The 14,687-nt window shown below is 64.6% G+C and carries 13 protein-coding genes; 2 read left to right on the forward strand and 11 right to left on the reverse strand.

Annotation, left to right across the window (positions count from 1 at the left end; translation table 11 throughout):
- The 8 genes from V7116_RS22255 to V7116_RS22290 form a co-directional block, all read right to left on the reverse strand.
- Positions 1-820 (reverse strand): tetratricopeptide repeat protein (locus V7116_RS22255; RefSeq protein WP_324394185.1); only part of this gene is annotated, 820 nt, incomplete at its 3' end.
- Positions 821-859: 39 nt separating this feature from the next.
- Entirely contained in the window at positions 860-1,918 is a 1,059-nt protein-coding gene (gene hypE, locus V7116_RS22260) for a hydrogenase expression/formation protein HypE (protein ID WP_324394186.1), read from the reverse strand.
- Positions 1,919-2,151: 233 nt separating this feature from the next.
- A complete protein-coding gene (locus tag V7116_RS22265; protein WP_324394187.1) occupies positions 2,152-2,700 on the reverse strand; it encodes a 2-oxoacid:acceptor oxidoreductase family protein in 549 nt (182 codons plus the stop codon).
- 6 nt (positions 2,701-2,706) lie between these two features.
- Positions 2,707-3,486: a thiamine pyrophosphate-dependent enzyme gene (locus V7116_RS22270; protein WP_324394188.1), complete on the reverse strand. Its 780-nt coding sequence runs from the start codon at positions 3,484-3,486 to the stop codon at positions 2,707-2,709.
- Positions 3,487-3,517: 31 nt separating this feature from the next.
- Complete coding sequence (locus V7116_RS22275) at positions 3,518-4,588, reverse strand: 3-methyl-2-oxobutanoate dehydrogenase subunit VorB (RefSeq protein WP_324394189.1); 1,071 nt, start codon at positions 4,586-4,588, stop codon at positions 3,518-3,520.
- A gap of 13 nt (positions 4,589-4,601) precedes the next feature.
- Positions 4,602-4,850 (reverse strand): 4Fe-4S dicluster domain-containing protein, encoded by a 249-nt coding sequence (locus tag V7116_RS22280; protein WP_324394190.1) that lies wholly within the window; start codon positions 4,848-4,850, stop codon positions 4,602-4,604.
- A gap of 23 nt (positions 4,851-4,873) precedes the next feature.
- Positions 4,874-6,205, reverse strand: a complete 1,332-nt coding sequence (locus V7116_RS22285; RefSeq protein ID WP_324394191.1) for an acetyl-CoA hydrolase/transferase family protein — start codon at positions 6,203-6,205, stop codon at positions 4,874-4,876.
- 19 nt (positions 6,206-6,224) lie between these two features.
- A complete protein-coding gene (locus V7116_RS22290; RefSeq protein ID WP_324394192.1) occupies positions 6,225-7,457 on the reverse strand; it encodes an aminotransferase-like domain-containing protein in 1,233 nt (410 codons plus the stop codon).
- Between the two features lie 285 nt (positions 7,458-7,742).
- Here V7116_RS22290 and V7116_RS22295 point away from each other — a divergent pair, with 285 nt between their 5' ends.
- A complete protein-coding gene (locus tag V7116_RS22295; RefSeq protein ID WP_324394193.1) occupies positions 7,743-8,759 on the forward strand; it encodes a hypothetical protein in 1,017 nt (338 codons plus the stop codon).
- A 103-nt stretch (positions 8,760-8,862) separates the two neighbouring features.
- Positions 8,863-11,388, forward strand: coding sequence for a glycoside hydrolase family 31 protein (locus V7116_RS22300; RefSeq protein WP_324394194.1), 2,526 nt, complete (start codon positions 8,863-8,865; stop codon positions 11,386-11,388).
- Positions 11,389-11,479: 91 nt separating this feature from the next.
- On the opposite strand, the gene V7116_RS22305 is transcribed toward V7116_RS22300, so the two are convergent.
- The 3 genes from V7116_RS22305 to V7116_RS22315 all read right to left on the reverse strand — a co-directional run.
- On the reverse strand, positions 11,480-11,875 hold the full coding sequence (locus V7116_RS22305) for an MGMT family protein (protein ID WP_324394195.1): 396 nt from the start codon (positions 11,873-11,875) through the stop codon (positions 11,480-11,482).
- Positions 11,872-14,295, reverse strand: a complete 2,424-nt coding sequence (locus tag V7116_RS22310) for an O-antigen ligase family protein (RefSeq protein WP_324394196.1) — start codon at positions 14,293-14,295, stop codon at positions 11,872-11,874. Before V7116_RS22310 ends, V7116_RS22305 begins: the two co-directional genes overlap by 4 nt.
- A 4-nt stretch (positions 14,296-14,299) precedes the next feature.
- Positions 14,300-14,687, reverse strand: a 388-nt coding sequence (locus V7116_RS22315) for a sugar transferase (RefSeq protein WP_324394197.1), incomplete at its 5' end; no start/stop codon positions are given.

Below are 14,687 nucleotides of genomic sequence, written 5' to 3' on the forward strand. Positions count from 1 at the left end.
CGGCCTGTTCGTACCAGCGCCGCGCATCGTCCACGTGGCCCAGACTGCTGTAAAGGTCGCCCAGGCGCACCATGAGCGGCTGGTAGGTGGTGTGCACGGCGAGCGCCTGTTCCAGAAAGGCGGCGGCACGTTCGGGCTGCGCATTCTGGCTGTAACGGTTCACCAGCGCCGCCAGCGCCTGTTCTTCCATGTCCGGCAGCACCGCGATGCGCGATCGCAGCCGCGCCGCGCCGTCTTCGTCGCCTTCACGCTCCGCAATGTCGAGCGCGGTCAGGTAGATGGACGGCGTATTCGTCCCGCTGAGCAGCGCGCGGCCAATCAGTTCTTTGGCGTCGTCGGGGTTTCCGAGCCGCCACAGGTGGCCGATGGCGCTGCGGATCGCAATCTCGTTGTCCGGCTGGATCTCAAGGACTTCTTCCCACCGCGCAACGGCATCCTCGACAGCGCCGGAGGCCTGACGTACTTCGGCCTCGTCCAGCAGCGCCTGGATTTGGGCCTCCTGCGCGGGGGCGAGCGCCGTGGTACCGGCATTGAGCGGTCGGATGACCCCAGACGCAGGAGCCGATGGGTTCTGCAAAACCAGGAGGCGATCGCGCAGGTCGCGCGCGTAGGCATTGTTGGGGTTGATCGTCAGCGCCCGCTCCGCGTAGGTCGCTTGCTGGCGCAGATCGTCGGTGGTGTGGGCCAGCCACAGCCACGCCATGTCGCTGCGCGGATCGAGCTTCAGCGCGCGGACCAGCAGTTCGCGCCCGGCGGTGCGATCCTGCCGCTCGCGGATGGCAGCGACTCCCTCGCGGATTAACGTTTGCGCGTCCGTCATGCAGCTTCCCCCTGGACGGGCACTTTTAGCCGGTCAACACTAGCAGATGCGCGGCAGAATTTCACCGAGCGGCATATCGACCACGCGCCGCCCGCCGATGGCGGTGCGCGCCAGCACCATGCCGGGATGGGCCTCGACCACCTGCCCGATGATCGCTGCGTCCGCGCCCAACGGGTGCGCGCGCATGGCGTCCAACACCGCGTCTGCGCTGGCAGCAGGCACGACTGCAACCAGCTTGCCCTCGTTGGCAACGTATAGCGGGTCCATGCCGAGCATTTCACATGCGGCCATCACCGCCGGACGCACGGGGATCGCAGTTTCATCCAGCTCGAATCCTGCCTGGGACTGGCCCGCGAGCTCGTTGAGCACCGCCGCCACGCCGCCGCGCGTCGCGTCGCGCAGGCAGTGAATATCCGGCGAGGCGGCCAGCATCGCAGCGACTAGCGTATGCAGCGGGGCGCTGTCGCTGACGAGTTCCGTCTCGAAGGACAGCCCCTCGCGCACGGACATGATCGCCATGCCGTGATCGCCCACCGTGCCGCTGACGATCACTACGTCGCCGGGCCGGGCGCGGTCTGCGGCGATGTTTACGCCGTCCGGCACGAGGCCGATACCCGCCGTGTTGATAAATACGCCGTCTCCGCTGCCCTTGTTGACGACCTTCGTGTCGCCGGTGACGAGCTGCACGCCCGCGTCACGGCAGGCCGCCGCCATCGATGTGGCGATGCGGCCCAGGTCGTCCATCGCCAGCCCTTCTTCGAGGATGAAGCCCGCCGAGAGGAACAAGGGCTGCGCGCCGCTCATTGCCAGATCGTTGACCGTGCCGTGCACCGCCAGCGACCCGATGTTGCCGCCGGGGAAAAACAGCGGCTGCACCACGAAAGAGTCGGTGGTGAACGCCAGCCGCGCGCCGTTAATCGTCAGCACGGCCTGATCGTTGAGGCCGGACAGGGCGGGATTGTCGAACAGCGGCACGAACAGGTGTTGGATGAGTTCGGCGGACAGCCGCCCGCCGCTGCCATGTCCCAGCACGATCTGCGGGTAGTCACGCAGCGGCAGCGGGCATACGAAGCCTTCAAAGTTAGGAGTATCGGCCATGATGGGTTTTGTCTACGCTCTCTATGTTTGCGCGTTACTGTACTGCGAAGCCGGGCGCAGAACAAGCGCCCGGCGGTTCGTCTGTGCGATTGTGTTGTGAACGACAGGTGCCGGATCGTGGGGCGCTGCCCCGCACGAGCAACCCTCACCCTGCGCGCCGTTTGCAAACGGGGCGACCGAAAACCTGGCAGGATTTGTAGGAACGATACATGCACGTCCCTACGATGACCTCTTTACGCGGGATCCCCCTGGGCCAGCGCCATGCCGCGTTCCAGCGCGCGCAGATTGAGCGCGCACAGGTCCGCTTTGGCCGGGCCGAGCTTGTTCGCCAGGGTGCGCGCGATCGTCGCCTGCGTCACGATGGGCCGGTGCACCAACAGCGCGCCGAGCAGAATCATGTTTGCGACGCGCGGATTGCCCAGTTGATTCGCCAGCTCAGTGGCGGGCAGCAGCGCACAGTCGATGTCGTCGCGTTCCGGTTCGCGCATCGTCAGCGATGAGTTGACGACCAGCAGCCCGCCGGGGCGGATGAATTCTTCGTACTTGTCCAGTGACGGGTGATTGAACACGACCGCAATGCTGGGATGCTGGCTGACGGGCGAGCCGATCGGATCGTCGCTGACGATCACCGTACAGTTCGCCGTCCCGCCGCGCATCTCCGGCCCGTAGGAAGGAATCCAGGTGACGTGTTTTTCTTCGGCCAGCGCGGTATAGGCCAGAAGCTGACCGGCGAACAGCACGCCCTGTCCTCCGAAGCCTGCAAAGATGAGTTCTTCGTGCATCATCGCCTACCGTTTCGCCACGGATTGTAAGGCGTCGAGCACTTTGAAGTCGCCGAGCGGGTACACCGGGATCATGTGGTCTTCGACCCACTCAAGCGCTTCGACTGGCGTCATGCCCCAGTTGGTCGGGCAGCTCGACAGCAGTTCGACCATCGAGAAGCCGAGGCCCGCCAACTGCGCCTGGAACGCGGTCTTGATCGCCTTCTTGGCGCGGTTGATTTCCTTGACGTTGTGCAGCGAGCGCCGCACGATGTACGCTGCGCCCGGCACGGCGCTGAGCATCTCGGCCATGTGGATCGGGAAGCCGGTCAGCTCGACGTCACGGCCCAGCGGCGAAGATGTGGTGCGCTGGCCGGGCAGGGTGGTCGGGGCCATCTGCCCGCCGGTCATGCCGTAGATCGCGTTGTTGATGAAGATGGTCGTGAAGTTTTCGCCGCGTGTCGCCGCGTGCACGATCTCGGCCAGCCCGATCGAGGCAAGGTCGCCATCGCCCTGGTAGGTGAACACGACATGATCGGGCAGCGTGCGTTTGATGCCGGTTGCCATCGCCGGGGCGCGGCCATGCGCGGCCTCTGCCCCATCCACATTAAAGTATTTGTACGCGAACACCGCGCAGCCCACCGGCGACACGCCGATGGTACGCCCGCGCACGCCCAGCTCGTCGAGCACTTCCGCTACCAGCCGGTGCGCAACGCCGTGCGTGCAGCCCGGGCAGTAGTGGGTGGGGACGTCGGACAGCGAGTCAGGCCGCTGGTAAACAACTTTTTCTTCGACTTGTTCAATCATAGATACCGCACACATCGATTCTTTAACCTCCCTATCGCGGACATTCGGGGAGTTTTTCTACTAGTTGTTGGATCGCTTCGTAAATTTCTTCTGGCATGGGGACCATACCGCCCATACGTCCGGCGAACATTACCGGAACCTGTCCGCCAGCGGCCAGCCGCACATCTTCCCACATCTGCCCGGCGTTCATTTCGACCACCAGGAACGCGTCGATCTGATCGGCCAGCGCAGACAGGCGATCTTCCGGGAACGGCCACAGGGTGATTGGGCGCAGCAGGCCGACTTTCAGCCCTTCTTCGCGCGCGCGGCGCACCGCTGTTTCTGCGATGCGGCCCGCCGAGCCGTAGCTCACCACAATCAACCGGGCGTCGTCCGTCCACAACTCGGTCCAGCGCTGTTCGGTTTCGCGGATCGTTTGCAGCTTGTCTTGAAGGCGCAGATTGACCGCTTCGAGTTCGGGCGCGGTGAGTTCCAGCGAGGTGATGATGCGTTTCTCGCGGCCCTCGGCGCCGGTCAGCGCCCAATCTGCTTTTTCGGTGCGGATCGGCTGCATAGGCGGCAGCGTAGCTGGTTCCATCATCTGCCCGATCAGCCCGTCAGCTACGACAAACACCAGATGGCGATATTCATCGGCCAAATCGAATGCCAGCGTCATGAGATCGATGGCTTCCTGCACCGAGGCCGGGGCGAGCACGATCGGGTGATAGTCGCCGTGTCCGGCGGAGCGGGTGACCTGGAAGTAATCGGACTGTGAGGGCTGGATGTTGCCCAGGCCGGGACCGCCACGCATGATGTCTACGATCACGCAGGGCACTTCCGACCCGGCGATATAGGAGAAGCCCTCCTGCATCAGACTGATGCCGGGGCTGGACGAGGAGGTCATGGTGCGGACGCCGGTTGATGCCGCTCCGTAGACCATATTGATGGCGGCGACTTCGCTTTCGGCCTGGACGAAGACGCGGCCCAGCTCAGGCATACGCTTCGCCATGTGCTCCAGCAGCTCCGTTTGCGGGGTGATCGGATAGCCGAAATAGGCTTCGACCCCTGCGCGGATTGCCGCTTCGGCCAGGGCGACGTTACCCTTCAGCAGCTCCACTGACATACGTGACCGCTCCTCATACTGTCGCGGCGGCCTGTGGGTTCGGGACGCTGCGGTATACGGTGATACAAACATCCGGGCACGCGACGGCGCACAGCGCGCAGCCGGTGCACCGGCCCTGCGGATCAACCAGCAGGGCCGGGGTATAGCCTTTTGCGTTCACACGGTCGGTAGCAAGCATGATGGTTCCCTGCGGGCAGGCGATGGTACACAGCGCGCAGCCCTTGCAGCGATCTTCGTTGATCGTGATCCGGCCTTTCGGCATCAACCAGTCTCCTTCGCGTTTGGCTACTCCAATACAGATAAATCGGGCACGAAGAACTGCGGGACGTGATAGAGTTTCTCGGCGGCTTCGGCCAGTTCTGCACGGAACTTGGGATGCGCGATCTCGACGAGCTGCTGCGCGCGCTCGCGGATGGTGCGCCCGTACAGATCGGCCACGCCGTATTCGGTGGCGATGTAGTGCACGTCGTTGCGCGACGTGGTGACGCCCGCGCCGGGTGTCAGGGTGGGCATGATGCGGCTTATGCTGCCGCCTTTGGCCGTGCTGGGCATGGCGATGATCGGCATGCCGCCTTCGCTGCGCGACGCGCCGCGCACGAAGTCCACCTGGCCGCCTACGCCAGAGTAAAAGGAGGGGCCAATGCTATCCGCGCAGACCTGCCCGGTGAGATCGACTTCGATGGCCGAGTTGATCGAGACCATCTTACGATTCTTGGCAATGTTGAACGGATCGTTGACGTACTCGGTGGGGTGCAGCTCGACGATCGGGTTGTCGTCCACGAAGTCGTACAGCCGCTGCGTGCCGATGACGAACCCGGCGATGATCTTGCCGGGGTGGAACGTCTTGCGCTCGTTGGTGATCACGCCTGCTTCGACCAGATCGACCACGCCGTCCGAGAACAACTCGGTGTGCACGCCCAGATGCTTGTGGTTGTGCAGCTTCTTCAGCACCGCGTCGGGGATGCCGCCGATGCCCATTTGCAGCGTCGCGCCGTCGGGGATGATCGCGGCGAGGTGATTGGCGATGGCGTCCTGTTCTTCGGATGAGACGGCCATAACCACTTCGGGCAGTGGGTAATCGACCTCGACCACGTAGTCGATCTTCGAGACGTGGATGAAGCTGTTGCCCAACGTGCGCGGCATACGCGGGTTGACTTCCGCGATGACGATCTTGGCGCTTTCGGCAGCGGTTTTGGTGACGCCCACTTCCACGCCGTAGGAGCAGTAGCCCCGGCGGTCCGGCGGCGAGACCTGGATCAGCGCCACGTCGAGCGGCAGCCGCCCCGACTTGAACAGCTCCGGGATCTCGGACAGGAACACCGGCGTGAAGTCGGCGCGGCCTTCGTTGATGGCGCTCCGGACGTTCGCGCTGATGAACAGCGAGTTCACGCGCAGGTGGGTCGCCAAATCCGGCTTCGCATAGTCCGCTTTGCCGATGGTCAGAACCTGGATGAGCTTCAGGCCCGTGAGTTCGGGCGCGCGGAGGCTGAGCGCTTCCATCAGGTGCTGCGGAACCGAACAGTTGCCAGTCAGGAAGATGCGATAGCCGGACTTGATGACGCTTACAGCTTCCTCGGCAGTGACTTTTTTAGGTTCGTATAAACTGAGCCAGCCCATCTACGATGCTCCAGTGCGTCTAAGATGTCGGTAGAGATTGGCACTCGCGGATCACGTTGCACAGGCGCTTGATGCCTTCGTCAATGCGATCTTCGGGCATGCACGAGAAGTTCAGGCGCGCCGTCGGCTGCGGATCGCTGGTGAAGAACGCGCTGCCGGGTACAAACGCGACGTTCTGAGCGATGGCGGCCTTGAAGATTTCCGTGTCGTCGCTGCCTTCGGGCAGTTTCATCCACAGGAACAGGCCGCCTTCCGGTTCCGTCCAGGTGACATCCGGCGGAGCCCAGCGATCCAGCGCGCCGAGCATGGCATCCCGCCGCTGGCGGTAGACCTTGCGCAGCGTCTGAACGTGCTCCTCGATGAAGCCGTCGCGTGCCGTTTCGTGCACGATCATCTGGTTGAACGTGCTGGTGTGCAGGTCCATGCTCTGCTTGATCTGCACCAGCCGGTCGATGACGATCTTCGGCGCGACGATCCACGCCACGCGCAGGCCGGGCGTGAGCGTCTTGGAGAAGGTGCTCAGGTAGATCACGCTGCCGTCATAGGTGTGCCCGTTTTCGCCTGCGGGTTCCGCATCCAGCGCGATGATGGCGGGCAGATCCTCGCCCTCGTAGCGCAGCGCGCCGTACGGGTCGTCTTCAACGATCGGGACGCCGCTGGTGCGGCTGTACTGCACCAGATCCAGACGGCGCTGGCGGCTGATGGTCACGCCCGCCGGATTCTGGAAGTTGGGCAGGATATACATGAACTTCGGGTTCTGGCGCAGCGCCTCAGGGATCTGGTCCGTACAGATGCCGTCGTCGTCGGTGGGTACGCCCGCGTACGCCGCCTGATACAGCGTAAACGCCTGGAGTGCGCCCATGTAGGTGGGCTGCTCGACCAGGATGCGGTCGCCAGGATCAAGGAACAGCGCGCCCAACATGCTGAGCGCCTGCTGCGACCCGGAGGTGATCAATACATTGTCCGGGGTGATGCACAGGTTGTTGTTGGCGCACATCCACTCCACGATCATCTCGCGGAGGGGCAGGTAGCCTTCGGTCGGTCCATATTGCAGCGCGTAGCCCGGCTGCTCTTTCAGAACCTTTGCGCAGGCTTCTTGAACTCGCTGCGTAGGGAAGTATTCGGCAGCGGGCAGCCCGCCCGCGAATGAAATAACCTCGGGACGTTGGGTGAATGTGAGCAGCTCGCGGATCACGGAGCTGGTCATGTTTTCCATTCGCGCGGCGTAGCGCGAAGGCCAAACCATACTCATTTCTGCCTGTCCTTGGATAGTCTTCTCCGGCACATTTAATCAGCCTATTAAGTGTCTGTAACTGGTCTATTGTGCACTTTAAATATACCTGCGTGGCTAAAACGTCAATAGTGGCTAAAGCCACTCGACGCAACGCGCACTGTCACTTCACCCGGGATTCGTGCCGGGCGGGGAAACGCGCGCAGCCTCCGTATGTTGTACGCGGCTGCAAGCGGTGACATGCATACAACACGCTGGCGGCCCCTGCGTATAGAACCGTAGAGACGAGTGTCAGGGGGTGTTGGCATGACCCGTATTACACAATCTCTCGACACACAGTTGGGCCGGATGTCGCCCGCGCTGGCCCTGCTGTTATTAGGCCCGATCTTCGGGGAACTCATTTCGGCACACCAAACGCTGTTCGAGTTCATCAACCCGCTGTCGTTTGTGCTGTCGGCGCTGCCATACGGATGCGGCGCGATCATCTGCCGCGAATTAAAGGTGCGCTGGGGCAAGGGCTGGTTCAGCTTGGTGCTGCTTGGGCTGGCCTACGGACTCTATGAGGAAGGGCTGGTCGCGCGGTCGGTGTGGGACCCGGACTGGGCCGAACTCGGCGCGCTGCGCGATTACAGCTTCTGGCAGGGCGTCGTCTGGACGTATCTGGCGGTGCTGCTGCATTTCCACCTCACGATCAGCATTCTATGCAGCGTGGTTCTCGCGGAGATCCTATTCCCGGCGCGGCGGCATGAGTCGTGGGTGACCGATCGCCAGTTGGGGTGGTGCTTCCTCGGGTTGGGGCTGTGGCTGCCGGTGCTGGTGCTGATCAACCCGTTTACGCCGCCGCTGCCCGCACTCGTGTTTACCGTGAGCGCCATCGCCGCGCTGATCGCCGCCGCGCGACTTGTCCCGGCGCGGATTCTGCCTCCACGCAGCGGATCGGATGGCGCGCCGCGGCGGTACGGCGTGGTCGCCACCGTGAACACGACCGCCGTATTCGTCGCCGTCTTCGTGCTGCCGGAACTCGATCCGGCGTGGCTCCCGCCGTGGCCCGCGACCGTCGCCTTCGTCGCGGCGGCGGATCTGATCGCCTTCCTACTGGTGCTGCGCTGGTCCGGCAACGGCGCGGCCTGGAACGACCGGGACCGGCTGGCGTTGATCGCGGGATTTTCGGCGTTTTACCTCCTTGTGGGAGCGTCCAAGGGTGTCGGCGGCATCCTGGTCCTGATCGCGGTGGTCTGGGGCTTCCGCCGAGTGTGGCGGCGGCTCCGGGCCCAAGAGGGTCCGGCGACCGAACACGGTATTCCGGGCGCATCCTACCCATGACGAGAGGCCCGGCGATCTATGGAGTAAAGTCCCGTTTTCAGGCGCTCGCAGGTGCGATAACATGGAAGATTGAGGGACTTCACTGGTAGATCGAGAGGGCCGTTTGAACACTATCCGTAAAATACTCGCCAGACCGGAATTTCAGTTGGGGCTGCCCATCCTGATCCCCGCGCTGCGTTACCGGTTGGGTAATCTACTGCGCAACCGTCGTTTTAAATCGCGCTCACCGCACGGCGAGTTTCAGGCTTTAGGGCGCGTGCTGACCGTCGAGCGACAGCCGGGCGGGGTATGGCTGCACGCACAGCAGGGACACGTCGAGATTCATTTCGTCACGCCCGACGTCGTGCGGATGCGGGCCAGCCGCGAGGGAACCGCCGATCTGCCGTTTTCGTATGCGGTGACGTTCGCGGAAGCCGCGCCCGTGGCGGTGACCTACGAAGATAGCCCGCAAACCCTCGTGGTGCGCTCCGAACGGGTCGCGTGCGAGGTCGATAAGGCGGCCTGCCACCTGACGCTGCGCGCGGCGGATGGCCGCCTCATCGCGCAGGATACGGCGGGCTTCCGCCTGCGCGGGGAACAGGTGATGTGGTCGAGCCGCCTGCCGGACGGCGAGGCGTGTTACGGGCTGGGCGAGCGCGGCAGCGGGTTGAATCTGCGCGGGCGGCGCTACGCATTCTGGAACTCGGATCTCGTTAAGTATCGCCTGGGAAGCGATCCACTGTATCTCAGCATCCCGTTCCTGATGGGGCTTCAGCCCGATCTGGCTTACGGCGTGCTGTGGGACAACCCCTCGCGCGGGTGGGTCGATCTGGGCGAGGCCGATCCCGGCGAAAAGACGTTTTTCGCGGAGAGCGGCGAGGCGTGCCTTTACCTGATGGCAGGGCACGATCCGCAGGCCGTGCTGGCGGCGTATACGTCGCTGACGGGGCATATGCCGCTGCCGCCGGTGTGGGCACTGGGCTTCCACCAATCACGGTGGGGCTATGACACGGAAGCCACATTCCGCACGCTGGCGCACCAGTTCCGCCAGCGCCGCCTGCCGTGTGATGCGCTCTACTTCGACATCGACTATATGGACGGCTACCGCGTGTTCACCTGGAACCGCGAGCGCTTCCCGCAGATGCCCGCGCTGTTGAATGACCTCTGTACGCAGGGGTTCAAGCCGGTCGCCATCATCGATCCGGGCATCAAAACCGACAGCAAATTTGATATCTACCTGGACGGCTTGCAGCGCGACGTTTTCCTGAAATATCCCGATGGCACGCGCGTTGCCGCGCCGGTCTGGCCGGGACGCTGCCACTTCCCCGATTTCAGCCGCCCCCATACGCGTGCGTGGTGGGCCGAGCACGTCGGTAAGCTGGTGCAGGCCGGATTCGCCGGATTGTGGAATGACATGAACGAACCGGCGCTGATCAACCCGGGCGGCGAAAAGTCGCTGCCGGATTACGTCGTGCACGACTGGGATGAGCACCCGCGCAGTCACGTGTCGGGCGGGCACAATACGTACGGGATGCTGATGGCGCGCTCGACCTACGAAGGCATGCTCCAACACCGGCCCGACCGCCGCCCGTTCGTGATGACCCGCGCCGCCTACGCGGGCGCGCAGCGCTATACGTCAAGCTGGACGGGCGACAACAGCGCGACCTGGGAGCATCTGCGGCTCAGCATCAGCATGGCGCTGAACATGGGACTTTCGGGGCTGCCCTTCACGGGACCGGATACGGGCGGCTTCCACGGGGAGCCGAGCGCGGAGTTGTTTGCGCGGTGGATGGAATTGAGCAGCGTGCTGCCGTATTTCCGCGTGCACACCATCGCCGGGTCCGCCGATCAGGAGCCGTGGAGCTTCGGGGAGCAGGTCGAGGCGATTTCGCGCAGCGCGCTCGAACGGCGCTACCGGCTGCTGCCCGCGCTGTATACCGCGTTCGCGCAGGCCGTTCGGAACGGCGCGCCGGTGATCCGGCCCCTGTTCTGGATGGAGCCGCGCAACAAGGCACTGTACGGCGTGGACGATGCGTTCATGGTCGGGGATACGCTGCTGGCCGCGCCGGTACTTGAAGAGGGGGCGACCCAGCGCGAGGTGCTGCTGCCCGCCGGGACGTGGTATGCGTTCGAATCCGGCGAGATGCTGCGCGGCGGCGGTCGCGTGACGGTGCAGGCCCCGCTCGACGCGCTGCCGCTGTTCGCGCGCGCCGGGTCGGTGATTCCACTGTGGCCGGTGATGCAGTACGTGGGCGAGCAGCCCCTTGAGGAACTTCACCTGCGCGTGTTCGCCGGGACGGGTGAATCCGTGCTGTACGAAGACGCGGGCGAGGGCTTCGCCTACCGTGACGGCGATGCGCGCTGGTCCGCATTTACGACCGGCTTTCTGCCGGGCGGCGAATTCGTGATCGACTGGCACACCTCCGGCGCGTACCAACCGCCGTACGAGCGCGTGCGCGTCGAAGTGGTGGGGATTTCCGGCGAGCCGGAGCGCGTCGAGCTGGACGGCGGCATGGCCCCCGTGTGGTACTTCAACGAAGGCGTGGTCGAGTTCGTGGCGGGACCGTTCGAGCGCGCGCGGATCATCGGGCGCGGGGCGCTGACGCCCTTTACCGACGAGACGCGACTGCACCCACCGCATTTCAAGTAAATCGGGACCGGTCACTCAGAAACGACGCGGGGACGCTCTTGTACAGGACGTCCCCGCGATGTTTTTCCGGTCTATGCGGCGATTACGCGCGTTACCCGCTGTTCTGGTCGGACAAGCGCTGGCGCGCGGCGCGCAGAATGTCCTCGGTTTCCCACGGCAGCGGATCCCACATGTGCTGCTTGAGATCGAGCTTATCTTTGTCGTCGAAGGTGATGCCTTCCGCTTCCAACCGCCGCCGCTGTTCGGCTGCTGCCGGGGGCGATCCCTTGATGCTGACCCGCCCCTGGGCATTCACCACGCGATGCCACGGCACCTCGCGCTCCCGGCTCGACGGCAGGCTGCTCAAGGCCCAGCCGACTTCGCGCGCGCCGTTGGGAATCCCGATCATTTCCGCGACCTTACCGTAGTTCAATACCTTACCCGGCGGGATCTCGCGCACCAGCGCGTAAACCAGCGCGTTAAACGAGGGGGACGGTTGAGGCGTCATGGGATGACCTCCTGGGTCCGGTTTTCGGGCAGCGCCGCCAGCGCAGCGTCCGCTTCCGTCAAGAATGGATTTTCACCCAACATCATGTGATACACGTCGCGTGCGTCGTCCACCTGACCGTGTGCGCGGTAAAAACGGGCCAGCGCCATGCCGCCGTCATAGGCGCGGAAGCTCGTCGTCAGCGCGCCAAGCTGCGGCAGCGGGCGGAACCCCGACCGGCGCGCATAGACGGTGCTGGCGAAAGACTGCGGCTGCGCCTGAAGGTAGATGCTGTCGAGCAGGTACGTCTCGATCTCGTCCGCCGATGCGCCGCGCCGCGCTTCGATCCGCGCCAGGACATAGTTGCCTACCGCGCCGCCGCGTGGGTCCACGAACAGCGCCTGACGTGCATCTCGTTCGGCCCCGTTCAGGTCGCTGTGGGCAAGCTCGATCTCGGCGCGTTCCAGCGCGGCGCGCTCGTCCACGGGATGCAGCTCCATCGCGCGCGTCAGGTAATCCATGGCGAGCTTGTCTTCCCCAGCGATGCGATGCTCGTACAGCCCCAGCGCCAGCTGCGAGAACCACCCGCCGTTGGGATCGACTTCCGCCGCAAGCTGCGCCGCTTCGCGCCCGGCGTCGCCCAGCACGGCGACGTACAGCCGCTTGTCCGCCGGGATCGACTCGTCCTGCAGAAAGGTGTAAAGACCGCGCAAGGAGATCTTGGGTATTTCGGCGGCGAGATCGGGATTTTCGTCCAGCGCGCGGGTGAAGTTGCCCAGCTTCAGCCAGTACAACGGCTCGGATGGCATGATTGTCGTCGCGGTGACCATCGCCTGTCGCGCCAATGCGTAATCGCCGCGCTGGGTGTACAACGCGGAGAGATTCGCCCAGCCGAGGTCGAAACTCGGGACTTCCGCCAGCGACGCCTCGTGCGCCGCAATCGCCTGATCCAGATACAGGGCGGGTTGGTGGCTTGCCAGCAGGCCCAACACGTAGGCTTCGTGCAGGTCGTAGAGCGCAAGCGACGGATCCCAGGCCTGTGCGTGCTCGGCCTGATCGAGCGCCGTTTCCAGATTGCCGTGCTCGATGCTGCGCAGACTGAGCATCATCCAGCCCTGCGCCACGTCGAGCATCCCGATCCATACACTGAACGCCGCGATGCCCGCCAGCGCGCTCCACGCCAGCCGCCGGGTAACCTGCGCGGGCTGAGGTTCCGGCTGCGGATCGGCGGCAGTGTAGGCGGCTGCGATCAGCAGTGGCAGGACGGAGGCCGTCAGCGGGAAGACATCGACAAGGCTGTGCGTGCAGTAGGCCAGCAGCGCCGCGATGCCGCCTTCCAGCCAGATCCGGTGTTTCGATCCGGCAGCTTGCCACGCCTGCCACCACTGCCGCCCGAACCGGACCAGCAGCCACCCGGCGATCAGCAGGCCGGGGATGCCCATTTCGGCGGCGATGTTGAGCGGCAGGTCGTGCGCGGAGACGAGTCGGTCCTGCGCGATGGCCGGATCGCGGTACGATCTCAGCGCCAGCCCGAACAGGCCGGGGCCGACGCCGGTCACGGGATGATCGCCTACGATTTCCAGCGCGCTGCGCCAGGTGTCGATGCGGCCCATGTCGCTGTCTGCGCGGGAGGATTTTGCCGACCAGACGACGATCAGCAGGCTCACGCCCAGCACCGCGATCAGCAGGCCGCCCAGCACCAGACGGGGCTGGAGCAGCGTTTCCATGCGCCCGGTGCGGCGCTGCCAGCGCAGCACGCCAAAGGCGAACATCACCCCGAGTGCCGCCAGCGCGCCCAGCAGCGCCCCGCGCGAAAAAGTCAGGATCTCGCCGCCCAGCAGAATCGCGGCCAGCGCAAACAGCGCCACGCGCGCCTGCCAGCGTCGGGCGGCCAGCGCCGCCGCCAGCGCCAGCGGAATCAGGATGGCGAAGTAGTTGCCCTCGATGGTCGAGATGTTCAGCGCGGTGCTCAGTGGATCCCACTTCGGCGGGATCGGATCGCTCAGGCCGTGCACGGCGATCCACCGGCTGTACCAGCGTCCCAGTTCCAGCGCGCTGATGCCGAGCAGCACGACGATCACCGCGAGCATCCCCGCTTTGAGGTGGCCGATCCACCCGCGCCGGATGAGATCGACCAGCAGGTAAAAGGCCAGGATGTGCGCCAGCAGCGGCCAGATCATTTCCAGGCTGATGCGGCGGTCCTGCGCGAACAGTGCCGTGAGCACCAGCCAGACGGTGAGCGCCGCCAGCGGCGCATCCAGTGCCGTGCGCGGGAAGGCGCGCCGCGACCGGATCATCTCCACCAGCCAGATGGCGCTCGGCCCGGCGATGAACAGGAAACGCAAACTATCGGGGGTAGGGCCGGTATGCGCGGCGGCTGTGCCCCCAATGAACGTGATATACAGGATGACGAGAATCACCATCACGCGCCGCCATGACATGACATCATCTTCCTTGCAGCGAGAGCATCTTGCCTGCCGTGCGCAGCAGAATCAGCACGTCCAGAGCAAGCGATTGGTGGCGAATGTAGTACAAATCATATTGGAGCTTGATCAGCGCATCTTCCTCGGAACTGCCGTAATGGTAGCTCACTTGCGCCCAGCCGGTAATGCCCGGTTTGGCCGCATGGCGCGTGCGGTAGAAGGGGATCGTGCGGCTGAGCGTGGCGACGAACTCCGGGCGTTCGGGGCGCGGCCCGATCAGGCTCATTTCGCCGCGCAGCACGTTAACCGACTGCGGCACTTCGTCCAGGCGGGTTTTGCGCAGGAACTTGCCGACGCGGGTGATGCGCGGATCGCCGTCGCTGGCCCACTGCGGCCCCGTGTCTCGTTCG

Source organism: Aggregatilinea sp., assembly GCF_036822615.1.
Classification (GTDB): domain Bacteria; phylum Chloroflexota; class Anaerolineae; order Aggregatilineales; family Aggregatilineaceae; genus Aggregatilinea.